Below are 25,556 nucleotides of genomic sequence, written 5' to 3' on the forward strand. Positions count from 1 at the left end.
CGCGACGCGCTCGGGCCAAGGCAGGTAACGCCTGCGGCGCCCCGACAAAGCCGGGGGAGCTCCCGAAGGAAGCGGTGGACGCTCCATGGTGCGAGCACGACAGCGTGTCGGCAAGTCCTGCGATGCCGTTCGTTGCGCAAATGGCAGACGCTAAGGCGGCTTTCGCATGGCGTCTGGTGAGTGCGCGGCTCCGCGCGCGGGGCTCTTGAAGACACGAGCCGGTCGGCGAACTTGGGTGGTCGGAAGCCCATTGCCTTCTAGGCTGGCTCTCGCATGAGATAGGCATTTGGGGCGACATCCGGATTGCTCCGACTTTTCGAACGCCTCTGGTTTTACGTTCTTTCGTCAGCCTTCGTTGGGCAGCTCGAAGTAGCTCTCCCCGGTGGCATCCAGTACGAGCCGGCCCAGTCTCAGAAACTCCATGCCGAGTATGGCCTCATACGCTCGAGTGCCATCGCACAGCGGCACTCCTGAGACCTGCGCCGCCAGCGGACGCCGCATGCCCGGGAGCTGGAGGTTCACGAGGTAGTTGCCATGGGTGCGCTCGCCGTGCATAGATTTGGTTGGTGCTGAGTCCTGACCGAGACTCGTTGCGCCAAGGCGCTGAAGGAGTTGCTCATCAACATAGCCAATGTCTGCCCCGGTATCGAGCAGTGCTCGGATCGGCTGCGCCAGAGTTGGGGTGGCAATGCCTCCGACAGGGAATTCCGGTATTCCAGCGATGGTCAACGAGATGACTGGCGACACATAGGAATTGGGAATTTGCTCATAGCCTGGTCGGCGAGCAAGCGTGATGGGTATGCGAAGCATGGGGTGTTTGAAATGAAAAGAGGGCGTGGTGCGTACCTGAGCGAAGTGCAGACCACGGCGGACGAAGGTTTGTTGGCTATCGCTCAGGTGGTCCTCAGCACCTGCTTGCGGAACTGCGGCCATAGCGTGAGCTTGTGCGTGATGTAGGTGACGAACTTGCCCGGAGCCTGCTTGTCGGGGACCGTGTTCGGCACAGCGTCGGCCGCCTTCCAGAGTCCGAACATGATGATCTCGCTGCCCACGGGGAATCCGGCGAGCCAAGCGCTGTCTTCGTGCGCGACGCTGACTTCGAAGGTCTCGACCAGGTTGGGCGTATCCGTCTTGCGATACATCGACAAGCAGTTGAGGAAACTGTTCTTGTGGGATGTTCCCGCCTTGGGCGTATGTAGAGCCCTAACAACCCCGACGATAGCGATGGGGTGTGCGTTCGCAGCCAGCGTGCGAATCGACTCCCAGGCGTCGTCGAAGTGCTTGCGTTCGAAGTAGAAGTTCTTCCAGGGGATGCGCTTGGTGCCCAGTCGCAGGACGAGGTGTCCGGCCAGATCTTCATCGGACTCGCAGACCGAACGCAGGGCCAGCAGATCGGCAGTGGTGCGCAGATAGCGGTCGAGCTTCTTTTCAGAGGTCTCGATGTCGGTGGCCACCTTGCCGCCACCTGAGGCCAAGCGAATGCCTGGGGCGCCTGCAGGTTGTCCGGGCTGGCTGCGGCGGCGCAGGCCGTTGTGAAGAGCCAGCAGCCGCAGTTCACGCTTCCCGTCCTCCAGGGCGCTGAGGAAGTCCGGATCGGAGTCGGCGGCGATGATCTTCAGCTTGCCTTCAGCGTCGTACCGGCAGCCAGTGGCGTGGGTCGCATGGCTCCTGAGACCGATATAGGGTTGAACTTCGACGGGCTCAATGCGGTTCGCGCGATTCTGCAGGTGACGCGGCACGAAGCGCACCTCGCACTGACAGCCTGGGTCGTCGCACACCAGCGTTGGCAATGCGGTGCTCGCATCCTCCATCTGCTGAAGACCTTCGACGGTGTAAAGCACTCCTTGCCGATCCATGGCGGATCGCATCTTGACGCCTTTTCCCATGCTTGTGATGACTCCGATCTGAGGCGGCCCTCTGGCTGGGGCCATTGACGATGAGCTTAGCTCAACAATCCACTGGCTGGACCTGTACGGGGTTGCGTCGCAACGGCTGGTGGCCGGCATCCTGACGAGCGATCGGCGTCTGGCGACGGATGTGGCGAAGCGGGCAGGGCGTTCGGGAATGGGCACGCCTGCTATAGACTCGCTCCCGGACACTCTCGAGTGGAGTTGCGGCATTGCGCCTCGACTCGCTCTTCCATGCAAAGGCTGATATGGCTCGCAAACGCACGGCTCAGGAAATCGACGCGGAAATCGCGAGGCTCCAGAAGGAGCGTGAGCATGCTCTTTCGGCCGAGCGGGCTGGAGTCGTGGCACGCATGAAGGAGGCCATTGCCTACTATCAGATCACGGCGCAGGACTTGGGGCTGGGCACTGGTGTGCGAAAGCGATTGAGCGCAGCGCCCAAGCCCAAGCGGGCAGGACGCGGTGTGGGGCTCAAGGCCAAGCCCGCAGCCAGTCGCGTCAAATACAAGGACGATGCCGGACACACGTGGTCAGGCTTTGGCCCCAGACCGAAATGGCTTGTCGAGGCACTGGCCAACGGAAAGTCCGAAGAAGATCTGCGCGCTTGAATCGGTGCGGGTACCTCCTGCTGGTGCGCTGGCCTCGCAACGGTGCGTCCTGGCCTAGTCAGTTGACGCGTCTCTAGGCGAAGCGGCAAGCCTCAGGGACCTCTATACGGCACTCGCCGGGTCCTTCACGATGCGCATGATCCGGCGGTGCCCTTGCGCTGCGGCCACTCAATGAGAACCTGAACACACGGACTGGCGTGATGCCGTCCGCGTTCAGCTCATCAAGGAGTGCCCATGAAATTCTCCAAAGCGGAGTTCGAGGCCGTCATCAAGGCGTCGACGCGCACCTTCATTCCCTACAGTCAACTCGTCCTCTCGGGCGACTATCAAGCCAGGCCGCACACCCCCATTCGGGGCGCAAAGCCCCGCATGAGCATCCCGGAACTGGCAGCCTCCATCAAAGGTTGTGGCCTGCTGCAGAACCTCATCTGCGTGAAGGGGACCCGCAACCTGCACGAGGTTTGCGCGGGTGGTCGCCGTTTGGAGGCCCTCGGCCTGTTGGTGGCTGCTGGCGATCTTCCCGAAAACTACCCGGTGCCTGTTCTTGTCGTACCCGCCGACCGTGCCCTGGCTGCCAGCCTGGCCGAGAACACGTTTCACGTTCCAATGCATCCGGCCGACGAGTTCATCGCATTCGCCAAGCTCATCGACCAAGGCAAGTCTGTCGAGGACGTTGCGGCGCTCTTCGGTGTGATGCCCCTGGTGGTCAAGCGTCGCATGAAGCTCGCGGCCGTGTCGCCCAAGCTGCTGGTGCAGTACCGACAGGAAGAGATTGACCTCCAGTGCCTCATGGTGCTGGCGTCGGTGGACGATCATGAGCGACAAGAACAGGCCTGGGCGGCCACCGCCACCTGGAATCGGCATCCGGATCACCTGCGCCGCCTCCTCACCCAAGGTGAAATCGAGTCTGATCGAAGCCCGGTCGCCAAGTACGTGACGGTCAAGGCCTACGAGAAAGCCGGGGGGCCAAGTCGACGCGATCTTTTCAGCGACAACGACAAGAAGCTCTACCTGCTCGATCCGGCGCTGCTCGACCAGTTGGCGGTGAGCAAGCTTCAGCGCAAGGCCAAGGAAGTCATGGCCGAGGGTTGGAAATGGGTGGATGTCCGCGCCCGGTTTGTGAACGACGAATACGCCAAGCACGGCGAGTTGCACAAGGGCAGACGCGAGGCCAGCAGCGAGGAAAGCGCAGAACTCGACAGCCTGGAAGCACAGGTCGCGCAGCGCAATGAGCGCATGGATGAGATTTCCGCTGACGAGGACGACGATTCCTCGCTCGCCGACGAGTACTTGCGTTTGGACGCCGAGTGCGGAGAGCTCAAGGCTCGCATCACGGCGCTTCATGTGGCCTTGTCGGTGTGGCCGCCCGAACTGGTGGCCCAGGCCGGTTGCGTGGTCTACGTTGGGAGCGACGCTGCTCCGGCGGTTCGCTACGGTCTGGTCCGCCCTGACGACCGCACGGAAATCGCCTCGCTTGCACGGACCGCCAGGGCCTACGCCCACGCGCATGAGGATGCCGCAGGCGAAGGGGCGACCGCGCTGGTGTCTCTGCCTTCTCCCAAGACCAGGCCGGTGCATTCCGAGAGGCTGATGCGCAACCTGACCGCACATCGCGTGGCAGCCATCCAGGCGGAGCTGCTCAAGCGCCCCGATGTGGCGGTCGCGACTGTGACCGCTCAGCTGGCGACCAAGCTGCTCTTGGATGGTTTTCTTCGGCTGCATAGCTGCGGTGATCCACTCACCCTGACGGTGATGGACACCCACGCGGCGCTGCCGGATGAAGCCGACGACATCAGAGACTGCGAGGCTTGGCAGGTGGTGGATGTTCAGCGGCAGAAATGGCTGGCCTTGGTGCCGCGAGAAGTGGATGCGGTCCTGCCCTGGGTGCTTCAGCTGGACTCGGCCTCTCTATCGGAGCTGTTCTCCTGCTTGGTCGCACTCAGTGTCACGGGTGTCTATGGGACCGAGTCCACGCAACAGCGCACCGATGGGATTGCGCTGGCGATGGGGGTGGACTTCAGCAAATGGTGGAGGCCTACCGCGACGGCTTACTTCAATCATGTTTCCAAGGCGCGCATCGCCGAGGTCGTTGTCGAAGCTGTGGGTGTCGAGGCCGCAGCGTCGCTTCAAACACTCAAGAAGGATGCCGCTGCAAGCCGGGCCGAGCAAGTCGTAGCGGCCACCGGGTGGTTGCCCTCGGTTCTTCGCCTACGCGATCCGGCGCCAGCGGTGCCTGCTGATGGAACCGAAGCCGACGAAAGGGATGCCAAGGACGTCGATCCTGGCGACGAACAAGCTGGTAGTGGCGACGAGGACGAGGACACGAGTGGGGCGGCCGGCATGCTGGTGAAGGAGGTATCCGGCGAGCATATGGACGACGACGATGCCCCCGTGCCAGGTCCGGAAGCGGGCTTGATGCATACGGCGTGAACCGCACCACGTCAATGGCCCGGCGCCCATGCAGGTAGCCGGGCCATCGGCGTTCTACCCATTGAATGTCTTGTTGACGTTGAGCTGCGATACGGTCGCTGCGGCGTGAGGCAAGCTCAGATCAGTGGCCTGCGCTCGGGACATCCATCGCCTGCTCACAGTTGCCTCTTGCTGGACGCACGGGACAGTGCAGTGAATGCAAGTGGCCCGGTGGACTCCTCCGCCAGCAACTGAGCGTGCCGTGTCGCTGATCGAGGCGCTTGCCGGCCCGGGCGAAGGCGTCTCCGTCAGGTGCCCCCGCTGGCATCGGGATGCTCACCTGGAGGGCTCCCATCCCCAGCATCCGCGCTGTCACGCGGACCACGCGGTCGCAGAGGCGGCGAACCGAGGTAGGCGCCGGAGGCTCGGATGCGATGGTGCCCGGCCAATTCCGCAGCCGATTTCCGCGCCACCTGATCCAGCCCGGGTGACCCCGACCCGCAGCCACCCCGGATGGGAGGCAGTTCACCCCCGGACTTGCCGATGTAGTGGTCGATCATCGCTTCGTGGCGAAGGCCGTGAGCAGTGGCCCCCAGGCCACCCTCGGTGATCTTGAAGCGCGCCATCACGTAGTCGAAGCGCCGCAGATTGCGCTGGAGACTGTGGCGTGGGTCACCCAAGTGCGCATCGCTCCCCTGAGCCACGGCCTGGGCGAACTCAAGTGCCGCAACCCGCTGGGGCGTGTTGACGGGCACGTAGCGCGGTCTCCCTCCCTTGGCTCCTTCCTTGATCAGTACGTACAGGTCTGCCTCTCGGCGATCCGGAGGGAATCCTGTCGCCTCGAAAGGAACGACGTTCCGATGGGGGCGGAACATCACCGACTCTTTGCGCCGCAGGCCCATCACACGGATCAGCCGCAGCGAAGCGCCGACGAAGCGGTCATAGCGGCAGACCTCGCCGATCAAGGTGTCGATGTCGATCCCAGCGGCCGTCCAGCTCTTGTCCCGCTGGGCGTACTCGTGGCGCTGGTATTCCTCCGGGGCCAGCCCGTAGTGCGCGGGCTTGCGGATGAAGCCCGGCTTGCCAAGCCAAAGCGCCAGTCCTCGCAGGAAGCTCAGGTAAGTTTGGATCGTCGCTGGGGCGAGTTGCTCCCTTTGCCAGATTGCAACCATCGCCCGGATGTGTCGGTCCCCCAGGTTGCGTGGATCGGGCACCGTCCTGAATCCGGCCTTGAGCTTCAGGTCGCGGAAGAACCGATGCAGGAAGTCGGCCCGCTCCTGGCGCGTCTTGTGGGAGACGGTTTTCTCCAGCGCGGTGTGCTGGGCGTTGTGGTACCGGATCAAGAGGTCCAGCACTTGAAGCGGGCCGACCTCGCCAGGGCGGTGGTGGTCGATCACCGGGCTGGATGGGTGGAGGCCTGCGTGCTGCGTGCGCGGGGGCTGGTGACGGGCGTTCCGCCTGGGGGGGATGGCGCCGGGCTTGCTGCGAGCAGTGGGGCGTTGGTTGGGGATCGACATGACGTTGCTCCGAGGTTGAAGCCTTGCGCTGTCCCGGCAGCACACAGGAAGGATGAGGAGGAATCCATGGATCGACGCGAGCGCGGACTCCCATGCGCGGGCGAAGCGTGGCCGGGTACTTCGGCAAGGCGTGCGGCCACGGCCATGCGATGCCTACCCAGGGTTTGCCGCCAGCGTGCAGATGCGCACCGTGCAGCTCGGTCGGTCTTAAAAATGAACACGTTGATCCGTCCCGCATTCGCATTTCTGCGTTCGTCGGGGGTTGGGATGAGGTCCGGTCTCGAAGGGCTCGGGCAACATCGGCGCCAAGGTCATGCCTTGCGCGCAGCTGGGGGATCAGTCCTCGATACGTAGCGCCATCCACCTGCATGGGTCCGCCCCTGACCGAATGTCCAGGGCAGTGCCAGGTTCACGAGCTGAGGCACACGGGGAGCCCGTCGGGGCAAACACAACCGTGTGCTGCGCAGTGCGCGCGCTCGAAAGGATGGCGGGAACAGGGGCGCGGCATCGGGTGCCGGCCGCTTGAACTGCTCGAATGCAGGGCTCGCTTTCTGGAAGCGTCTGGCAGAGGGTTGCCAGCCGTGCGCTGCAATGCTCTACGGGTTGAACAGCTTCGGGCATGAGCTCTCGGGATCATGCCGAGCCTTGGCTCAGGGGCCAGGGCTTGAAGAGGCGGGTAACGTCCGCTACGCTTTTCGCTCCGCGATGGAGCAGGCCAGGAGGCCTCGGGAGTCTGTAGTTGACACCGGGCAGGCGAGGGCGGTCAACGGCAGTCCACCCCTTGGTAGCCGCGGCGGCGGGACTTGCGGGTGGCACTTGAAATCGCAACTCCAGGGGCGTTTATCTTGCAAAAGGGCGCTGGAGCCAGGCTGCGAGAGGGCTTGACTTGCTTTTGCTTGGCCTCTGGTTTCGACCGGCAGCGTTTCGACGTGCTGCCGAGGTCCATGCCACTGCACCTGCTGCGACTGAGGTCTTGACCCACCGTGTTCCGGTGAGACCGTGGAGGGACACGGAAGGCGCTCAGATCTGGACACTTGCGAAATCGATCCGTGGTCGGGTTCGGGATGGAGTCGAATGCGACTGCAGGTCGAGCTGATCGCGAGAACTCTAGGTTCACTGGCGAATTCCGTGTGGAAGGCCAGCATCGCCGTAGCGATGCTGGCCATTGAGCCCATCACACAGGAGTTTCCAATGAGCTTTGTCGTTCGAGCGGTGGATGTCGGTTCCGGCAACACCAAGTACATCAGCAGCATCGTCAGCGGCGAGATACGGTGCGCAAGCTTTCCTTCCATCGCCTACCCGAGCATGCGTGAGCCGTCGAGTCTGCCCGGATTCGAGCGGCGAAAGACGGTGGCCGTTCCCATCAACGGGTTGTTCTACGAGGTCGGCCCGGATGTCGAGCTGGCTGCGGACACGTTCCGGGCGACACAACTGCATGACCGCTACAGCGAGAGCCCCGAGTACCTCGCCCTGGCGCGCGGTGCGCTGGCGATGATGAAGGTGCCGGCGATCGACCTGCTGGTGGTGGGCCTGCCAGTTGCGAGTCTCGCGACAAGGAAGGCGGCCCTCGAAAAGGCCATGGCTGGCGAGCACGACATTGGCGGTGGCAAGACGGTGGTCGTTCGGAAGGCGCTGGCGATTGCACAGCCCCAAGGCGCGCTGGTCGACTTTGCAGTTCAGCACCAGAAGCTGGCCACCATCGAGCGGGAGCAGAGCCTCATTATCGATCCTGGATCCCGCACGTTTGATTGGCTGGTCGCGCGCGGCATGCGCTGGGTTCAAAACAAGAGCCACTCCGTCAATCGAGGTGTGTCCGACATGCTGCAGGCGATCGCAGCGGAGATCAGCGCAGACATTGGTACGCCCTACAACGACATTGATGCGATCGACTGGGCGCTGCGAACGGGCAAGAACCCGGTGATTTTTCAGAAGGCCTACGACATTTCGAGGGCCATGCCGATGGCGCATTCCATCGCGCAGCAGGCGGTGGCGGCCATGATGCGGTGGGTGACAGCGAGCTACAGCTTCCAGAACATCATCCTGGTTGGTGGCGGTGCCTACCTCTTCAAGAAGGCGGTGAAGGAGGCGTTCCCGAAACATAGGATCCTGGAGGTGAAGGAGCCCATGTACGCCAATGTCAGGGGATTCCAGGTCGCTGGGATGAACCATGCAGCCAAACTGCAGGAGACCGGTTCTCCCGCGCTGCAGTGAGGTGCCCGATGGACGATACCAAGGTGGCCATGCCTGAAACGATCCGTCTGCTACTGGAGTTGGATCGGGCAGATGATCCGTTGCTCTACGACGATCTCATCCGGTTCAAAAAGGGGACGAAGCGGGTGACCCGGCTTCGCTTGCTCGCTCATGATGGAGCTGCCGATCGTATTCACGTTGGCGCAGGGCACATGCAGTCGCAGTCGATTCAATCCCCTGTGACTGGCGCACAGCGTGCTCCTTCGTCTGTCTTTGCGCCCGGCGCAGCAGACGTGTTCCTCGAACCCATCACGGATGGCTGATCGTCCTAGTCGTCGGCTGGATTGAGTGATGGCGGGCATCCGATTGGCGCATTGCACGGTTGCAAGCTTGCCGGAGCGGCGACTGAATCGCCGCCGCGCAGTCATCGCGACCCGGTATCGAGAAGTTGCCGATTGGCAAGGGTCGGCAGTATCAGCGCCTTTAAGGCTTACACAACCTTGCGGATGAGCGGCTCAGGGTTGGGCCGAAGTTCGAACTGCCACATACGTAGAACCTGACCTCTGTAGGACTCATCAAAGGCTGGGGCCATTTGGGCTGGGGTGAGTTGAGGTGTTAGGCGAACGATACGCTCATCAGCTGTGGTGAGCCATTCGAAGTGTCTGGAGACCATGCCGGCGGTTGATCCGATCAATTCAAACTCCTGCTCTTCATTGCGCTCAGGCGGTTGGGCAATCAGGTCAATGTAGTCCACCCTGTCCCTGTCCATCGTGGCTACTGGATCGACTGGATCCCATCTGGAATGGAAGATTAGATAGAAAGCCACCTGCTTCTCGAGGTCACTGAGTATTTCCTGGCCTTCGCAGAAAAAGTTGATTGCACCGATGAGGAAGTTGGCAACGCCATTTTGATCGATAGTGCTTGGGTAATCCGGCATGGCATGGAGTCGGCAAATGAGCGGAGGGACAACACCAATCATGCGGTCGCCGAAGTCTCCAGCAATACTCATTTTCAGGGCATCCGGGAATCGTAGGTTTATCGTTCCGTTGGCGGTTTCAAAGTCCTCCACTTTGTTGACGGTCCATTGATTGACTGCTCGCCAGTAAACGGCAATGGTCAGAGAATGCCCCTTCAGGTGGGCGTACCGCTTGAGGCGCGCGAGGTAGTTCTTGCTGAAACTCACCGGTGCACGGGCCGGGTCTGCGCAAGTGTGCTTCACCTCAACGAAGTACCGCTCGCCACTCTTGAGCGCTACGAAGTAATCAGGGGCTTGAACCTCTGCACCGGCATAGAGCGGGGCTGCTGCGTCCTCTTGCTGGATAAGTTCTGCGTGGCCTAACGAAGCCACCACATATTCAAACATTCTCTCGGCTCTTCGCCCGATCAACATTCGCATGTCTTTGAGGCCAAGTTTGGTGGCGGCGTCGAAAGAGAACTGCTCGCCAATGCGGTCCAGCGGAAGATTGAGCTCGTGCCCAATCTCCGCTGCAAAATCTATGGCGCCAAGCCTCGTTGGCTGTCTCGATACGCGTTTCACTGCTGTCCGCTTTGCTGCTTGCTTGGAGATGCAATCTAGCACGGGATAGACACACGCGTGCGCTTGGCATCCCGCGACAGCGTTGGGCTGTTTTCGGGCTAGCAATCGCCCTCTGGAGGCGGTTAGAGTAGATCTCAGTTTTTGATCGGCCCTGCCTTGGATTCGCTGTACGACCTTCAGCCGATGCCTGACCAGCCCTCGTTTTTCGGGAGAACGACTTGAAGGAATTGCCCGAGAGCCTCTTCAGGATCTATGCACTTTCGCTGCCGCGCGGTCACGGTTTTGGCTCGCGTCCACCGCGAAATGCCTGGACGACTCAGGACAGCATCACATGCGGAATACTCCTTTGTGATGACGTTGACGCTAGCCATGGAATCATGGTGATGAGGCGACGTGTCGATGACGTCTGGACCGTCACATCGGACGAGTGGGGCTTTGCGAATGAAGCCGCGGCGAAGGCGCGTATCGCTGAGTTGCTGCTCGAAGGCGCGCCTCCCGAGCCACTGCCGGCAGGTGCGCGCAGACGGCCTGCACTCCACGATCTTCAGCAGCGATCCTCCAGCGAGATTTTTGACCTGCTGCGCTCTCCCACCCATCATCCAGCTGCATGGATGCTGAATCAGCTCTACTTGGCGCTGCCCAACCCAGACGCCAACTGGGTTGGCGACTGCCAAACCGGCAACTTCCATACACGGCTGTGGGAGGCGCAACTGCTTGCCTGTTTTCGCGAGCAAGGCCTACTCGTTACTCAACCAGTCGAGTCCCCTGACTTTCGTATTGAGAACCGCCGCGGCGACGTAGCTTGGGTCGAGGCAGTGACCGCCAATCCGAGCGTCGCCTACAACCATGTCAACTCAACTCAAAGCAAGCCACCGGACGCCCGCGAAGAGTTACTCTTTGGACCCGCCGCATTGCGGTTCGCCAAAACGCTCAGAAGTAAGCTTCAGCGTCGCTATCACGATCTGCCGCACGTAGCCGACCAGCCGTTCATGATTGCAATTGCTGATTTCCAGGCGCCAGGCTCGATGCTGTGGAGCAGGGAAGGCTTGATTGGCTACCTGTACGGCGAAGGCGTGGAAGTCATCGAAGTCGATGGCCGAAAGCAGGCTAGATCGTTCCCAGTAACGCACCTGCAAGGGCCATCGGCTTTCCCTGCGGGTCTGTTTGCCAACGACCTTCAATGTGAACTTTCAGCCGTGATCTTCTCGAACGCATGCTCGCTCGCCAAATTCAATCGCGTTGCAATTACCAGATTTGGGGTGCCAGATGGCTTGCGCTACATGCGTATTGGTGAGTGTTTTGATCGGACCCCGGGAGCCTTGAAAGCTATTCCGTTCTGTCTTGACATATCGAGCGAGGAATACTTGCGTTTGTGGCCGAATGGGAGTGAGCCGTGGTCGGCTGAGTTGGAGGTCTTCCACAACCCCTTTGCGCGGAACCCTGTACCCTTCGAATTGCTGCCGGAGGCCACACATTGGTTCGACAGAGAAGGCGAGATCGTCTGCTCAAGCATTTACGAGCACTCCATCCTGTGGTCTAAGACAATGATCCTGAATGCAAAGGACAGAGTTCCTACGCTGGTCGACTTTATCTCCGAGTCGGAGCCCGAGCCGTAAGGTGTCTGGATGCACGGGTTTGCACCTTGCAGTTTTCCTGCAGCGGTTTGGCTTGACTACTGGACAAGTGGTGCCCTACTTGCTCCAGTGCTTCGGTCGTGGGGTACTGCCGGGTAGAACCACTTGGCACGATTTATCTAAGAGTGAAGCGCACTGCCTGGTTGTGCCAGGTCGAGTTGCTGAGCGCCACTGGTTTCGCTGGCACCACTGACAGTAGTGAAGACCTTGCAATTGTCACGAGTCCATTCAGCAAAGGCTTTGGGTAGCGAATGAATACTCGACTAGGGACATCGGGAGAAACGTTGTTTTTCCGTTGCATCTCACCTCGCGGAGCGGCTGATTCGATCGCACGATGTACTTGTTCTCCCGTGCTTCGGCACCGAAAACAAGGGGAACTCAACGCTGGCCTTGGCGGTTCGGGATCTGCGGCCTCGCGCTTCATCGCCCAGCAGTCCCGAGCATCCCAGCGATTGATCGCTTCGTCGCAGCTGGCATGACTCCCGCATATGCGCCGCGAACAATCGTGCGCAGCTCGAGGCGCTGGTGACCGCGCGGGCCGCCGCGTGGCTTGGGGTCGCCTGGGAGTTCATGCATGGACAGCTCCATCGCCACCGGGACAAGACCCGGCACCATGTCCCCCGTCGCTGCATCGCGCAGCACTGCCGGCCGCGCCGCGGGGGCCCTGCGCCTCGCCGCGCGTGGGTGGTTCGCCGTGGCCGCGATCGGTCTTTCCCTGTTCGCGGTCTACGTCACTCTGTTCTACGGCGGCGCCGTGCTGCGCGGCGATCCGGCCGGCTGGAACAAGGTGCTGCCCAAGGGCTATGTCGCTGGCGAGCCGCTGGGCAATGCCGTGCTGGCTGTGCATCTGGCATTGGCCGTGTTCGTCACGCTGGGCGGCGCTCTGCAGCTGGTGCCTCAGATCCGCTCGGCGGTTCCCAGGGTCCATCGGTGGATCGGCCGCATCTACCTGATCGGCGTCGCGGTGACGAGCCTCGGTGGCACCTGGTTGGTATGGGCGCGCGGTACCGTCGGAGACCTCACCCAGCACGTCGCGATCACGATCAATGCCGTGTTCATCATCGTATGCGGCCTGCTCGCCTGGCGCCATGCGATCGGACGGCGGTTCGATGTCCACCGTCGGTGGGCGCTGCGCCTGTTCCTGGTGGCCAACGGTGTCTGGTTCTTTCGCATCGGCCTGATGCTGTGGCTGCTGGTCTGGCAACGGCCAGTCGGCTTCGACCCCAAGACTTTCGCTGGTCCTTACCTCAGCTTCCTGTCGTTCGCGCAGTATCTGCTGCCCTTGGCCATGCTGGAGCTCTACTTCTTCGCCCAGCGTCCTACGCGCGGAGCGGCGCTGCGCTTTGGTGTCGCGGCCTTGCTCGCACTGCTGACCCTGGCAACTGCGGCTGGCGTCTTCGGTGCCTTCCTGGGCATGTGGCTACCAAGGATCTAGTGGTCGCGAGATGTAGTTGAAATGCAGAGCTGCATCCGTTCGCGGGCAGCTCTGAAGGCCACCCTGCAGACATGGATATACCTCTGCGGATTTCGGCTGCATCACTTGACCAAAGCAAGATCATGCTAAATTTGGTTCGGGCCTACGCGTAGCAGTCCGTGGTCGCGCCCCCGCCGTTTCACGACATCCCAGGAGGATGGAGTCTGAATTGGAGGAGGGTCGCACCGCTCTAGGATGCAGATGTCAGTGTTTCTGCGGGGTTCAGCTTGATGTCCATGTTGTGATTGACCACATGTGATGGCTGCGGCGCTCGCGCCGCATGTCACATCAAGGCACCTTCGGGTGCCTTTTTCATTGGGGGTGCGCACGAGGCCCTGGCCTGTGGCGGGGTGTTGGCGAGGGCCGTCCCTGATGCGGGCAGGGGCGCGCTGCCGGTGTCGCGTGGGGCGGCGGACAAGCACCGATAGCGCGCTCCTGGAGCCAGGGCGCGCTGTGGTGGCTTGAGGGCCGGTCTAAGAACTCGACCAACGAGGCTCGCCAAGGAGCTCACCAGCGAGCTCACCAACGAATATCACCAACGAATATCACCAACGAACAGGCCAACGAGCCAGCCAGTTAAATCGGCCGACGAACCCGCCTCAGAGGCGGCAGGGTGCCGTGCTGCGACGCTGGCGGCTCGGTGTGTCGGGCCTGCCGCCCGGCGCGAGCCGGGCGTGGCGCAGGCGTCGGGTCGAGTGAATCAGCCTGCTGCCGCCTCTCCGCCGATCGGCGTGATGTTCTGGGCCAGCTGACCCTTGGGGCCGGCGACCAGCTCGAAGCTGACCTTGCTGCCCTGCTTGAGGGTACGGAAACCCTCCATCTGGATCGCCGAGAAATGGGCGAACACGTCTTCGCCGCCTTGTTCCGGTTCAATGAAGCCAAAGCCCTTGGCATCGTTGAACCACTTTACGGTTCCTTGTTGCATTTTCCTTCTCCATCCCGGTGTCTATCGCACCGAGGCGGATTCTCAAAGCTCTGTCGCCTGCGTGTCAATTCGGGGCCTCCCCCGAGGTGCTGAGGGTCTGAAACGGAGGCGGCCGTGGCATTTGGCGCGAATATGGGGCGCAGGGCCCCGCACATCACTTTTTCAAGCCGGGGTCCTTGAATCATGATCAAGCCAGCGCCATGTGTGGCCATATGGCTCTCTATAGAATCGGTCCATGCCAGATCTTCCCAACCAGCCCCCTATGCCGCCGGGCCAGCCGCCCGGCGCGGTGCCGGGCCGTGACGATGCGGACGGGACCGTCATCCTCGAACGAGTTCCTCAGAAAACCGAGCCGCCGCGCCTCTACCAGGTGCTGCTGCTCAACGACGATTTCACCCCCATGGAGTTTGTCGTGATGGTGTTGCAGGAGTTCTTCCGCCATGACCTGGATACGGCCACCCAGATCATGCTCAAGATCCATCACGAAGGCCGCGGCGTCTGCGGTGTCTTCACCAAGGACGTAGCTGCGACCAAGGTCGAACTGGTGCTGGCCGCCTCCCGGCGTGCCGGCCATCCCTTGCAGTGCATTATGGAGGCCGCATGATTGCCCAAGAACTTGAAGTCAGCCTGCACATGGCCTTCGTCGAGGCGCGCCAGCAGCGCCACGAATTCATCACCGTTGAGCACTTGCTGCAGGCGCTGCTGGACAACCCGTCCGCCGCGGAAGTGCTGCGTGCGTGCTCTGCCAACATCGACGATCTGCGCAAGAGTCTCTCGCAGTTCATCAAGGACAACACGCCCACGGTCGGTGGCACCGAAGAGGTGGACACCCAGCCCACGCTGGGCTTCCAGCGCGTGATCCAGCGCGCCATCATGCATGTGCAGTCCACGGGCAGCGGCAAGAAGGAGGTGACCGGTGCCAACGTGCTGGTCGCCATCTTCGGCGAGAAGGATTCGCACGCCGTCTACTACCTGCACCAGCAGGGGGTGACGCGCCTGGACGTGGTCAACTACATCGCCCACGGCATCAAGAAGAGCGAGCCGCCCGAGCCCCCCAAGGGTCAGGAGGGGCAGAGTGGCGGCAGCGAGACCGAACGCGAAGAGGGCGAGGGCGCCGGCGCGGGCGGCAAGGGCTCGCCGCTGGAGCAGTTCACCCAGAACCTCAACCAGCAGGCCAAGGACGGCAAGATCGACCCCCTGATCGGCCGCGAAGCCGAGGTCGAGCGCGTGGTGCAGGTCCTGTGCCGCCGTCGCAAGAACAACCCGCTGCTCGTGGGTGAAGCCGGCGTGGGCAAGACGGCCATCGCCGAGGGGCTGGCCTGGCGCATCACCGAGGGCGACGTGCCCGACGTGCTGGCCGAGGCCCAGGTCTACGCCCTGGACATGGGCGCGTTGCTGGCCGGTACCAAGTACCGCGGCGACTTCGAGCAGCGCCTGAAAGCCGTGCTCAAGCAGCTCAAGGACCAGCCCAATGCCATCCTCTTCATCGACGAGATCCACACCCTGATCGGTGCCGGTGCGGCCTCGGGCGGCACGCTGGACGCCAGCAACCTGCTCAAGCCCGCGCTGAGCTCCGGCGCGATGAAGTGCATTGGCGCCACCACCTTCAGCGAGTACCGCGGCATCTTCGAGAAGGACGCCGCGCTGTCCCGCCGCTTCCAGAAGGTCGATGTGGCCGAACCCTCGGTGGAGCAGACCATCGAGATCCTCAAGGGCCTGAAGTCCCGCTTCGAGGAGCACCACAGCGTGAAGTACGCGCTGGGTGCCCTGCAGGCGGCGGCCGAGCTCTCGGCCAAGTACATCAATGACCGCCACCTGCCGGACAAGGCCATCGACGTGATCGACGAGGCCGGTGCCGCCCAGCGCATCCTGCCCAAGAGCAAGCAGAAGAAGACCATCACCCGCGCCGAGGTCGAGGACATCGTCGCCAAGATCGCCCGCATTCCGCCGGCCAGCGTGTCCAGCGATGACCGCGGCAAGCTCAAGAGCCTGGACCGCGATCTCAAGAGCGTGGTCTTCGGGCAGGACCCTGCCATCGATGCGCTGGCCGCCGCCATCAAGATGGCGCGTTCCGGCCTGGGCAAGCCGGATAAGCCCATCGGCAGCTTCCTCTTCTCGGGGCCCACCGGTGTGGGCAAGACCGAAGTGGCCAAGCAGCTCGCCTACATCCTGGGCATCGAGTTGATCCGCTTCGACATGTCCGAGTACATGGAGCGTCATGCGGTGAGCCGCCTGATTGGCGCGCCTCCGGGTTATGTGGGCTTCGACCAGGGCGGCCTGCTGACCGAGGCCGTCACCAAGAAGCCGCACAGCGTGCTGCTGCTGGACGAGATCGAGAAGGCCCATCCGGACGTCTTCAACGTGCTGCTGCAGGTCATGGACCACGGCTCGCTGACGGACAACAACGGGCGCAAGGCCGATTTCCGCAACGTCATCATCATCATGACGACGAACGCGGGCGCCGAGATCATGAACAAGTCCACCATCGGTTTCACCACCCAGCGTCAGCAGGGTGATGAGATGGCCGACATCAAACGTCTGTTCACGCCCGAGTTCCGCAACCGCCTGGATGCCATCGTGTCCTTCCGTGCGTTGGACGAGGAGATCATCCTGCGCGTGGTGGACAAGTTCCTGCTGCAGCTCGAAAGCCAGCTGGCCGAGAAGAAGGTGGAGGTCACCTTCACCGACGCGCTGCGCAAGCAGCTGGCCAAGAAGGGCTTCGACCCGCTCATGGGCGCGCGACCCATGCAGCGCCTGATCCAGGACACCATCCGCCGTGCGCTGGCGGACGAACTGCTCTTCGGCCGCCTGGTCGATGGCGGCCGCCTGACGGTGGACGTGGATGCGGCCGGCGAAGTGCAGCTGGACATCCTGCCCAGCGGGAAGAAGTCGGACAGCAAGCCGCCCAAGGCCGAAGCGGCGACGGCGGGCTGAGCCCAGCCCGCATTCCGCCGCCGCAAGAACGCGCCCCTCGGGGCGCGTTTTTCATTGGGCGAGCCTGCCTGTCAGTACCCGTGCAGGGGCCGCCGACGGCCTCACCACTCGTGCAGGGAGGCCACGACGCGGCCGATGACCTCCAGCTCCGGCGTGCGGGCCAGGTCCACGTCATAGGCTGCAAAGGAGGGGTTGGCGCTGGTCACGCGGAGGATGCCCGCGGGCAGCATCTGGCAGTACTTCACCAGCAGCTCCTGGCCCTGGCGCAGCACATAGACGAAACCGCTGCGCGGCCGCCGATCCTGCTGATCGACCAGGACCAGGTCGCCGTCGAAAAGCACGCTTTCCATCGACGAACCCCGTACCGTGACGACGCTCAGCTGGGGCGCGGAGAGATGGCGAGCCTCGAGCCAGTCCTGGCTGAAGCACAGACCGGTGGCCTCGTAGGGCGCGCCATCTTCCTTGAGCGGTGCTGTGCCGTCGCGGCCTTGGGCCTCCAGCGCAGGGATGCGGACAGGGCGGTCCGCACTGCTGTCGTCCCGGCTGCCCGTGACCACGTGCAGCAGGTCCATGCCGAGGGCAGCCGCCTTGCGCAGATAGCGGGCGTCCGGCGTGCGGTCGCCGGCCTCGTAGTTGAACTGCGTGGTCTTGCTGACACCCACGGCCGCGCCGAAGTCTGCCTGCACATAGCCCAGGCGTTGGCGTTCCGCCCGGAGGCGTTCGCCAATGCCAACATTTGTGGAGTCCTGGTCGGCGTCGGTGTTTTTCACTGTGATTTGACGGTGAATGGTTTGCGGCAGTGTCGCATCAACAAACGAGGATGACCAGCTGTCATTGTTTCCTCAATTGAGGGGATGCATCGTCCATTGATTTCACAGATGGAAACATGTACTCGCGTTTATGCCTAGCAATTTCTATTCGTTGAAATACCATAGACCTCCATTCAACAAGGTTTCATTGGCCATCATGGACGATCCACAAACGGATGGCCTGGGTGCGGAAGGTGGAAAGCGGTATCTGCACGCCCAGGCCTCGCCTGCAGCTGCCAAGCGCACGCTTCAGCGGGAAGGTCTCACGCTCAGCGAATTCGCCCGCATGCACGGCTTCAAGTACCGCACGGTGTCGGAGGTCATCCGGGGGGTCAACAAGGGCCTGTACGGCGAAGGGCACCGCGTGGCCCTGGCGCTGGGCCTGAAGCAGGAGCGCTGACCATGGACACCTGCCCCTTGCCGGCCACCCAGCCCTTGCGGATCGACCGGCAGGTTCTGCGTGTGGCGCATGCCTATGACGTCCTGCCTTTCGAGGTCTTCCAGCATCTGCGCTGTGTGCTGGCAGGCGACCACAACATCGCACAGGCCCTGGAGACGGCGCGCGAAGTGGTGGCGGTGCTGTCGCCCGAGGACCTGGCCTTCGTCCTGGCGCGTCTGCTGGTCTGCACGTCGGATGCGCTTGACTAGGCCCCTCGGGCGGCCCGGCCGGGTCCGGCGGGCCGTGAGGAGGTGGTGAGGGGGCGGTAAGGGGGCGGTAAGGGGGGGCAGTGAGCGGGATGTGCCGCGACGTCCAGGTGGCCCCTGGCATGGTCCCTGCGGCCGGGATGGAGGTGCGCGCCTGTGCCTGTCCAGAGGAGGGCTGAGCAACGGTGAGAGGGTCTGGTGCCAGCGCGCGTACCTCCATCCCGGTTGCCGGGGACCCCGTGGGAGCGTGTGGTCTCGGCAATGAATGGCGCGGAGCCTGGAGGCGCCCCGGGCGCGCGCGCGGCTCAGCCCGCTGCCGGGTCCTGGCGGTAGTAGCTCGTGAAGAGCGCATACAGCGCCGGGTGCTCCTGCCGCATGCGGACGGCCTCCACGAAAAAGGCCTCCGAGGCCACGGCGAAGAACTCGTCCACCGACTCGACGCCATAGGGATCGATCAACGTGTCCTCGCCGGCCTCGACACGCTCGCAGAACTGCTCCCAGGCGGGGTCGATGACCTCGATCCAGGCCTGAGTGGCCTCTGCGGACGGCAGGGCAGGGATGCCATCGATGGCGCCGTTGCTCATGTCCAGCACATGGGCGAACTCGTGGATCACCACGTTGTAGACCGGGCCGGCGCCCAGTGCGGGGTCAGGCTGGAGCTCGCTCCAGGCCAGCATCAGCGGGCCGCCCTCCATGGCCTCGCCGGCCAGTTCCTCCTCATATTGATGGACCACGCCGTCCTCATCCATGAACTCGCGCGTGGCCCTGACCTGGGACTCGTGCATCACGATGCCCACGAAGCCGTCGTAGACCTCCAGGCCCAGGGCCAGGACGGGCAGGCAGGCCTGCGCGGCGACGGCCACGGCGACCTCGTCGCTCACCTGGAAACCGCCCGCGCCATGGAATTCCTTGCGGGCCAGGAACAGTGAGCTGAGGCGCCGCAAAGTGCTGAGATCGGCGCTGCTGCGGCGGGCGATGAAGGGGTAGCGCGCCAGCGTGAGCGCCCACAGGGCATCGGGAATGGCGTGGCGCGCCAGCTGGCGGCGCTCGCGCCTGTCCTGCCAGGTCTGCAGCAGTCGGTGCAGCATGCTCAGGCGCAGGCGGCGGCCAGGGGCCATCGCTGCAGGCCCCGGGCGTCCAGGCGCAGCACTTCGGCGCGAGGCACCGGTGCTTCCAGGTCCCAGTCGCTCAGGACCTCGCGGCTCAGGCCCTCGCCCAGCGCGTGTGCAGCGGGGCGGTGGGTGTGGCCGTGGATCAGGGTCTGGCAGGCCTGCGCATGCAGCGCGGCGCGGACGCTGTCGGCATCGAGGTCTGCCCACAGTTCGGGGCGATCCGCATGCCCTGCCTTCTGCGCCATGCTGCGTTCGCGCAGGCCGCGGGCGATGTCCCGACGCTCCTGCAGGGGTCTGTCGAGAAAGGCCTGCTGCCAGGCCGGGCCGCGAACCTGGGCGCGGAAAGCCTGAAAGTCGCGGTCCTCCAGGCACCAGGCGTCACCGTGGCTGAGCAGGTAGCGCTGACCGAAGGCCTGCAACACGCAGGGGTCGGCGAGTCGGGTGAGTCCGGCTTCGCGGGCCATGGCGTCGCCCAGCAGGAAGTCCCGGTTGCCGGCCATGAAGAAGAGGGCGGTACGGGTCGAGGCCTGCGCGAACATCGCCAGCAGGCCGGCTTCAAAGGGTTGGTGCCGGGCGTCGTCGCCGATCCAGACCTCGAAGACGTCGCCCAGCAGGAAGACGGCATCGGCCGGCGTATGGCTCAGGTAGTGAGCCAGCGCCGCGCGCGTGCCGGGGGTGTTCTCGGCCAGGTGCAGGTCCGAGATGAGATCGACCGCCCGCCACGTGGGCGGGGCGATCCACTCGCCTGGCAGGACATCCAGGCAGGGCAGGGGGTCAGCCCTGGACTTCAACAGCCTTCTCGATGACCACGGCCTCCTTGGGAACGTCGCCATGGCCGTTCTTGTTGCCGGTGGCGACCTTCTCGATCTCGGCCACCACCTCGGCGCCCGCGACCACCTTGCCGAACACGGCGTAGCCCCAGCCGGAGGGCGACTCGGACTTGAAGTCCAGGAAGTCGTTGTTCACGGTGTTGATGAAGAACTGGGCTGAGGCCGAGTGCGGCGCGTTGGTACGGGCCATCGCGATGGTGTACTGGGCGTTCTTCAGGCCGTTGTTGGCTTCGTTCTGGATGGGCGCATCGGTGGGCTTCTGGTCCATGTCGGCGGTGAAGCCGCCGCCCTGGATCATGAAACGCTTGATCACACGGTGGAAGATGGTGCCGTCGTAATGGCCCTTGTTGACGTAGTTCAGGAAGTTCGCAACGGTGACGGGGGCCTTGACCTCGTCCAGTTCGAGGCGGATCACGCCCTTGTTGGTGGTCATTTCGACAAACTTGCTCATGGCTTGGACTCCACAGTGGCCTTGTTGATGAAGATGGGGGTGGTCGGCAGGTGCTGGAACATGCCCTGGGCGGCGACCGGCGTGGCGCGGATCTTGTCCACGACCTCCATGCCCTCGATGACGCGCCCGAACACGGCGTAGCCGCGGCCATCGCGGGTGTTCTCGGCATCCAGGCCGCTGTTGTCGGCCACATTGATGAAGAACTGCGCGGTGGCTGAATCCGGGAAGGCGGCGCGGGCCATGGAAATGGTGCCGCGTTCGTTCTTCAGGCCGGACTTGTCTTCCAGGGGGATGGCAGGGCGGGTGGGCTTCTGTACCAGCTTCTCGGTGAAGCCACCGGTCTGGATCATGAAGCCGTCGATCACGCGGTGGAAGATCACGCCGTTGTAATGGCCGGACTTCACATACTGCAGGAAGTTGGCGACGGTCTTGGGCGCCTTCTCGGCATCCAGCTCGATACGGATGTCTCCCTGGCTGGTGGCCAGCTTGACGACCTGGGCCTGGACGCCCACGGCGGCCAGCAGAAGGGTGCAGGCGGCGAGCAGCCGGCGCGGATGGGAACGAAGCGGGGTGGCAAAGGCCATGGTGGCAGGACTCCCTTGACGAGCTTCCAGAGTGGAGAGGACCAGGGCCGCCCGTGGGCGGCCAACCGGCGCATTCTCGCTCAGCGGGCGGGGGTGTTCAGGCCGCGCAGCAGTTCCTGCGTGCGGCGCAACTTCAGGCTGGCGTTGACCGAACTCTGCGGGCCCGGCTTTGCCGCGACGGCGTAGGCGCGCGCGGCCAGCTGCAGCAGCACATCCCCCAGGTTCTCCTGGGCCTGGACATGCTCGGGCTGCAGGCTCACCGCGCGTTGGAGGGCCTCCTGGGCCGCGTCGATGTCACCGCGGGCGGCCAGGATGACCGCCAGGTTGTTGAAGGGGTCCGCCAGGTCCGGGAAATCTTCGGTGAGGCGTCGCAGCTGCGTCTCAGCCTGCGCCGTCTCGCCGGATTCCATGCGCATCAGCGCGAGGGCGAAGCGCATGCGGGCGTTGTTGGGGTCCTCGACCAGGGCCGTCTCGAGGGTCTTCTTGGCTTCGGCCTGATGTCCCTGCAGCCATTGCTGCTGGGCCTTCTCCAGCTCGCCGGCTGCCAAGGCCGGGGTGCTCCAGGCCAGGCCGGCGGCCAGCAGGAGGGCGAGGAGTCGGGGCAGGGCGGGGTGGCAGGACTTCATGTGTTGGGGCGGAGGTGGCGGGAGCCCAATCGGTATACTGAACGATTCTATAAGCTGGCCCTGCACAGCCTTGCCCCTGCCGGTGAAGGCCCTGTCCGGCGTCAACTCTTTCGCCCTGCGAGTCCATGTCCCTGCGCATCTACAACACCCTGACCCGCGCGGTCGAGCCCTTCGTCCCCCTCGAGCCTGGCCATGTGCGCATGTATGTGTGCGGCATGACCATCTACGACCTCTGCCATGTGGGCCATGCCCGCATGATGATGGCCTTCGACGTGGTCCAGCGCTGGCTCAAGGCTTCGGGCTTCCGGGTGACCTATGTCCGCAACATCACGGACATCGAGGACAAGATCATCAAGCGGGCACTGGAGCGCGGCATCACCATCCGCCAGCTGACGGACGAAATGATCGCCGCCATGCACCGCGACATCGGTGCCCTGGGCGTCGAGCGTCCCACGCACGAGCCGCGCGCCACCGAATACGTGGGCCAGATGCTGGACATGATCGGCCTGCTGGAGGAAAAGGGCCTGGCCTACCAGTCCGCCAACGGCGACGTGAACTACGCCGTGCGCAAGTTCGAGGGCTACGGCAAGCTGTCCCGCCGCAACCTGGACGAGCTGCGCGCCGGCGAGCGCGTGGCCGTGGACGAAGGCAAGCATGACCCGCTGGACTTCGTCCTCTGGAAGGCCGCCAAGGCCGACGAACCTGCCGATGCCAAGTACGACGGCCGCTACGGCCCGGGCCGCCCCGGTTGGCACATCGAGTGCTCGGCCATGAGCTGCGCCGTGCTGGGCGAGACCTTCGACATCCACGGCGGCGGCCTGGACCTGCAGTTCCCTCACCATGAGAACGAGATCGCCCAGAGCGAGGGCGCCCTGGGCAAGCCCTTCGTGCGCTACTGGATGCACAACGGCTTCCTGAACGTCGACAACGAGAAGATGTCCAAGTCCCTGGGCAACTTCTTCACCATCCAGGACGTCCTCAAGAGCTACGACGGCGAGACGGTGCGCTTCTTCATGCTGCGCACCCATTACCGCAGCCCGATCAACTACAGCGACGCCGCCCTTGAAGATGCGAAGGCCGCTCTTCGGCGCTTGTACAACGCCCTGGAAATTGGCGATGCCCTGCTAGCGGCGCATGGACGCCCGGCCGCAAGCACTGTTTCCTTGGAACAGGTCTGCGAACTCGACGACCTTGCCAAGCAGTTTGTCTCGGCCATGGATGACGATTTCAACACGCCTGGGGCACTGGCCATGCTGTTCGCGTATGCGAGCGACGTGGGGGCCATCCGGAATGGTTTGGTTCACGGCAATGTTGACCGCGATTTTTGCGAGACAAGTCTGAAGGTGTTGCACCGTAGCGTTCAAGCACTGCGTTCGCTTGGGGCGACCTTGGGCCTGCTGCAGCAGGCGCCGCGCGCCTACCTGCAGGCCGGCAGCACCCTGGACGAAGCGGCCATCCAGGCCCAGATCGAGGCCCGTGCTGCGGCCAAGGCTGCCAAGGACTTCGCTGAAGCCGACCGCATCCGCAAGGCCTTGCTGGATGCTGGCATCGTGCTCCAGGACTCGCCCTCCGGCACGAGCTGGATGAAGGCCTGATGGCGCGCTCGTCTGCCGCCGGGGTCACCCCGGACTACTGGGACGAGGCCTGCAAGCACCTGGTCAAGCGAGACCGGGTGATGAAGAAGCTCATCCCGCAGTTCGGCGAGGCCCGCCTGCAGAGCAAGGCCGATGCCTTCACCACGCTCGCGCGCTCCATCGTGGGCCAGCAGATCTCGGTGAAGGCGGCGCAGTCGGTCTGGGACAAGTTTTTGGCCCTCGTGACCGGGCCCGTCCATCGCATCCAGCCGGCCGCCGTGCTGGCCTTGGAGGTGACGGCGCTGCGGGGCGCCGGCCTGTCCGCCCGCAAGGTGGAGTACCTGCGGGACCTGGCGGAGCACTTCGAGGCCGGCCGCGTGCATGTGCGCCAATGGACGCAGATGGACGACGAAGCCATCATCGAGGAGCTTGTTGCCATCCGCGGCATCGGCCGCTGGACGGCCGAGATGTTCCTCATCTTCCATCTGATGCGCCCCAATGTGATGCCCCTGGACGACCTGGGTCTGCTCAAGGGCATCAGCGAGAACTACTTCTCCGGCGAGCCTGTTTCGCGAGCCGAGGCGCGGGAAGTCGGGGAGGCCTGGGCACCCTACCGCTCGGTAGCCACATGGTACATTTGGAGAAGTCTCGATCCGCTACCAGTGGAGTACTAGCCCATCCCGTACCGGCCGCGCCTGCCCCCACGAAGGGGTAGCCGCAGCCCCGGCCCAGGTGCCGCCCAGGCTTGCAGCCCGGGCTTGCGCGATGGGCTTTTTGAAATCAGGACGACTGATGAGCAAGAAACATTTCCTCGAATTCGAGCAGCCCATTGCCGAGCTCGAAACCAAGATCGAAGAGCTGCGCTACGTGCAGAGCGAGTCCGCCGTCGACATCTCCGAGGAGATCGACCGCCTCTCCAAGAAGAGCCAGCAGCTCACCAAGGACATCTACTCCAGCGTCGCGCCTTGGCAGACCTACCAGGTAGCCCGCCATCCGCAGCGCCCGCAGACCCTGGACTACTGCAAGGATGTCTTCACCGAGTTCCAGGAACTCCACGGTGACCGCCACTACGCCGACGATGCCGCCATCGTGGGCGGCATCGCCCGCTTCAACGGCCAGCCCTGCGTGGTCGTGGGCCACCAGCGCGGCGCCGACGCCAAGGAGCGCACCCTGCGCAACTTCGGCATGCCGCGCCCCGAGGGCTACCGCAAGGCCCTGCGCCTGATGAAGCTGGCCGAGAAGTTCGGCCTGCCCGTCTTCACCTTCATCGACACCATGGGCGCCTATCCCGGCATCGGGGCCGAGGAGCGCGGCCAGTCCGAGGCCATCGGCCGCAACATCTTCGAGATGGCGCAGCTGGAAGTGCCCGTGATCGCCACCGTGATCGGTGAGGGCGGCTCCGGCGGTGCTCTGGCCATCGGCGTGGCCGACCAGGTGCTGATGCTGCAGTTCTCGGCCTACTCGGTGATCTCGCCGGAAGGCTGTGCCTCCATCCTGTGGAAGACCTCCGAGCGCGCACCTGACGCGGCCGATGCCCTGGGCATCACGGCTCACCGTCTGAAGGCCCTGGGCCTGATCGACAAGATCGTGAACGAGCCCGTCGGCGGTGCCCATCGCGACCCGAAGCAGATGTGCTCCAACCTCAAGCGCGCCCTGTCCGATGCCCTGCGCCAGGTCTCCGACCTCAAGCCCAAGGAGCTGCTGGACCGCCGCTACGAGCGCCTGCAGGCCTATGGCCGATTCAGCGACACCAAGAACCGCTGAGCCCGACCCTGGCGCCAACAGCGCCT

General features: G+C 63.7%; 24 protein-coding genes. 13 read left to right on the plus strand and 11 right to left on the minus strand.

Annotated features, from left to right (window positions below; genetic code table 11):
* Positions 1-345: 345 nt before the first annotated feature.
* Both ABDJ40_RS15265 and ABDJ40_RS15270 read right to left on the minus strand, forming a co-directional pair.
* A complete protein-coding gene (locus ABDJ40_RS15265; RefSeq protein WP_347611177.1) occupies positions 346-933 on the minus strand; it encodes a pepsin/retropepsin-like aspartic protease family protein in 588 nt (195 codons plus the stop codon).
* Positions 894-1,886 carry a hypothetical protein gene (locus ABDJ40_RS15270; protein ID WP_347611179.1) on the minus strand — a complete coding sequence of 331 codons (993 nt, stop codon included), beginning with the start codon at positions 1,884-1,886 and terminating at the stop codon, positions 894-896. Before ABDJ40_RS15270 ends, ABDJ40_RS15265 begins: the two co-directional genes overlap by 40 nt.
* Positions 1,887-2,155: 269 nt before the next feature.
* Between ABDJ40_RS15270 and ABDJ40_RS15275 the strand changes: the two genes are divergently transcribed.
* Positions 2,156-2,515, plus strand: coding sequence for an H-NS histone family protein (locus tag ABDJ40_RS15275; RefSeq protein WP_347611181.1), 360 nt, complete (start codon positions 2,156-2,158; stop codon positions 2,513-2,515).
* Between the two features lie 234 nt (positions 2,516-2,749).
* Complete coding sequence (locus ABDJ40_RS15280) at positions 2,750-4,945, plus strand: ParB/RepB/Spo0J family partition protein (protein ID WP_347611183.1); 2,196 nt, start codon at positions 2,750-2,752, stop codon at positions 4,943-4,945.
* A 287-nt stretch (positions 4,946-5,232) separates the two neighbouring features.
* Here the strand turns inward: ABDJ40_RS15280 and ABDJ40_RS15285 are convergent, their stop codons facing one another.
* A complete protein-coding gene (locus ABDJ40_RS15285; protein ID WP_347611185.1) occupies positions 5,233-6,441 on the minus strand; it encodes an integrase domain-containing protein in 1,209 nt (402 codons plus the stop codon).
* A gap of 1,074 nt (positions 6,442-7,515) precedes the next feature.
* On the opposite strand from ABDJ40_RS15285, the gene ABDJ40_RS15290 reads away from it, so the two are divergent.
* Together ABDJ40_RS15290 and ABDJ40_RS15295 are read left to right on the plus strand one after the other, a co-directional pair.
* Positions 7,516-8,652 (plus strand): PRTRC system protein D, encoded by a 1,137-nt coding sequence (locus tag ABDJ40_RS15290; RefSeq protein ID WP_430765647.1) that lies wholly within the window; start codon positions 7,516-7,518, stop codon positions 8,650-8,652.
* Positions 8,653-8,660: 8 nt separating this feature from the next.
* Positions 8,661-8,954 (plus strand): hypothetical protein, encoded by a 294-nt coding sequence (locus ABDJ40_RS15295; RefSeq protein WP_347611187.1) that lies wholly within the window; start codon positions 8,661-8,663, stop codon positions 8,952-8,954.
* A gap of 167 nt (positions 8,955-9,121) precedes the next feature.
* On the opposite strand, the gene ABDJ40_RS15300 is transcribed toward ABDJ40_RS15295, so the two are convergent.
* Positions 9,122-10,168, minus strand: coding sequence for a hypothetical protein (locus ABDJ40_RS15300; protein ID WP_347611189.1), 1,047 nt, complete (start codon positions 10,166-10,168; stop codon positions 9,122-9,124).
* A 218-nt stretch (positions 10,169-10,386) separates the two neighbouring features.
* Here ABDJ40_RS15300 and ABDJ40_RS15305 point away from each other — a divergent pair, with 218 nt between their 5' ends.
* Together ABDJ40_RS15305 and ABDJ40_RS15310 are read left to right on the plus strand one after the other, a co-directional pair.
* Positions 10,387-11,784, plus strand: coding sequence for a hypothetical protein (locus ABDJ40_RS15305; protein WP_347611191.1), 1,398 nt, complete (start codon positions 10,387-10,389; stop codon positions 11,782-11,784).
* A 592-nt stretch (positions 11,785-12,376) separates the two neighbouring features.
* The gene (locus ABDJ40_RS15310; RefSeq protein ID WP_347611193.1) at positions 12,377-13,237 is read left to right on the plus strand and encodes a DUF2306 domain-containing protein; all 861 of its coding nucleotides are present in this window, start codon (positions 12,377-12,379) and stop codon (positions 13,235-13,237) included.
* Positions 13,238-13,976: 739 nt separating this feature from the next.
* Here the strand turns inward: ABDJ40_RS15310 and ABDJ40_RS15315 are convergent.
* A complete protein-coding gene (locus ABDJ40_RS15315; RefSeq protein WP_183104138.1) occupies positions 13,977-14,201 on the minus strand; it encodes a cold-shock protein in 225 nt (74 codons plus the stop codon).
* A 235-nt stretch (positions 14,202-14,436) separates the two neighbouring features.
* Here ABDJ40_RS15315 and clpS point away from each other — a divergent pair, with 235 nt between their 5' ends.
* Positions 14,437-14,805, plus strand: a complete 369-nt coding sequence (clpS, locus tag ABDJ40_RS15320) for an ATP-dependent Clp protease adapter ClpS (protein WP_347611196.1) — start codon at positions 14,437-14,439, stop codon at positions 14,803-14,805.
* Positions 14,802-17,135, plus strand: a complete 2,334-nt coding sequence (clpA, locus tag ABDJ40_RS15325; RefSeq protein ID WP_347611198.1) for an ATP-dependent Clp protease ATP-binding subunit ClpA — start codon at positions 14,802-14,804, stop codon at positions 17,133-17,135. The genes clpS and clpA overlap by 4 nt, the downstream gene beginning before the upstream one ends.
* 101 nt (positions 17,136-17,236) lie before the next feature.
* Here clpA and ABDJ40_RS15330 read toward each other — a convergent pair whose 3' ends face one another.
* Positions 17,237-17,905, minus strand: coding sequence for an XRE family transcriptional regulator (locus ABDJ40_RS15330; protein WP_347611200.1), 669 nt, complete (start codon positions 17,903-17,905; stop codon positions 17,237-17,239).
* 196 nt (positions 17,906-18,101) lie between these two features.
* Here ABDJ40_RS15330 and ABDJ40_RS15335 point away from each other — a divergent pair, with 196 nt between their 5' ends.
* Both ABDJ40_RS15335 and ABDJ40_RS15340 read left to right on the plus strand, forming a co-directional pair.
* A complete protein-coding gene (locus ABDJ40_RS15335; RefSeq protein ID WP_332108761.1) occupies positions 18,102-18,344 on the plus strand; it encodes a helix-turn-helix domain-containing protein in 243 nt (80 codons plus the stop codon).
* 2 nt (positions 18,345-18,346) lie between these two features.
* Positions 18,347-18,592, plus strand: coding sequence for a hypothetical protein (locus ABDJ40_RS15340; protein ID WP_347611202.1), 246 nt, complete (start codon positions 18,347-18,349; stop codon positions 18,590-18,592).
* Between the two features lie 302 nt (positions 18,593-18,894).
* Here the strand turns inward: ABDJ40_RS15340 and ABDJ40_RS15345 are convergent, their stop codons facing one another.
* The 5 genes from ABDJ40_RS15345 to ABDJ40_RS15365 form a co-directional block, all read right to left on the minus strand.
* A complete protein-coding gene (locus tag ABDJ40_RS15345) occupies positions 18,895-19,677 on the minus strand; it encodes a M90 family metallopeptidase (protein ID WP_347611204.1) in 783 nt (260 codons plus the stop codon).
* Between the two features lie 2 nt (positions 19,678-19,679).
* Entirely contained in the window at positions 19,680-20,492 is an 813-nt protein-coding gene (locus ABDJ40_RS15350; protein ID WP_347611206.1) for a UDP-2,3-diacylglucosamine diphosphatase, read from the minus strand.
* Positions 20,476-20,982 carry a peptidylprolyl isomerase gene (locus ABDJ40_RS15355; RefSeq protein ID WP_269633313.1) on the minus strand — a complete coding sequence of 169 codons (507 nt, stop codon included), beginning with the start codon at positions 20,980-20,982 and terminating at the stop codon, positions 20,476-20,478. The genes ABDJ40_RS15350 and ABDJ40_RS15355 overlap by 17 nt, the downstream gene beginning before the upstream one ends.
* Positions 20,979-21,566: a peptidylprolyl isomerase gene (locus tag ABDJ40_RS15360; protein ID WP_347611209.1), complete on the minus strand. Its 588-nt coding sequence runs from the start codon at positions 21,564-21,566 to the stop codon at positions 20,979-20,981. The genes ABDJ40_RS15355 and ABDJ40_RS15360 overlap by 4 nt, the downstream gene beginning before the upstream one ends.
* An 80-nt stretch (positions 21,567-21,646) precedes the next feature.
* Complete coding sequence (locus ABDJ40_RS15365; RefSeq protein WP_347611211.1) at positions 21,647-22,192, minus strand: tetratricopeptide repeat protein; 546 nt, start codon at positions 22,190-22,192, stop codon at positions 21,647-21,649.
* 125 nt (positions 22,193-22,317) lie between these two features.
* Here ABDJ40_RS15365 and cysS point away from each other — a divergent pair, with 125 nt between their 5' ends.
* The 3 genes from cysS to ABDJ40_RS15380 all read left to right on the plus strand — a co-directional run bounded on the left by cysS (position 22,318) and on the right by ABDJ40_RS15380 (position 25,530).
* The gene (gene cysS / locus ABDJ40_RS15370; RefSeq protein WP_347611213.1) at positions 22,318-23,787 is read left to right on the plus strand and encodes a cysteine--tRNA ligase; all 1,470 of its coding nucleotides are present in this window, start codon (positions 22,318-22,320) and stop codon (positions 23,785-23,787) included.
* Positions 23,787-24,440, plus strand: coding sequence for a DNA-3-methyladenine glycosylase family protein (locus ABDJ40_RS15375; RefSeq protein ID WP_269633317.1), 654 nt, complete (start codon positions 23,787-23,789; stop codon positions 24,438-24,440). Before cysS ends, ABDJ40_RS15375 begins: the two co-directional genes overlap by 1 nt.
* Positions 24,441-24,558: 118 nt before the next feature.
* On the plus strand, positions 24,559-25,530 hold the full coding sequence (locus ABDJ40_RS15380) for an acetyl-CoA carboxylase carboxyltransferase subunit alpha (protein WP_269633318.1): 972 nt from the start codon (positions 24,559-24,561) through the stop codon (positions 25,528-25,530).
* Positions 25,531-25,556: the final 26 nt, after the last annotated feature.

The organism is Roseateles flavus, from assembly GCF_039872765.1.
Classification (GTDB): domain Bacteria; phylum Pseudomonadota; class Gammaproteobacteria; order Burkholderiales; family Burkholderiaceae_C; genus Roseateles_B; species Roseateles_B flavus.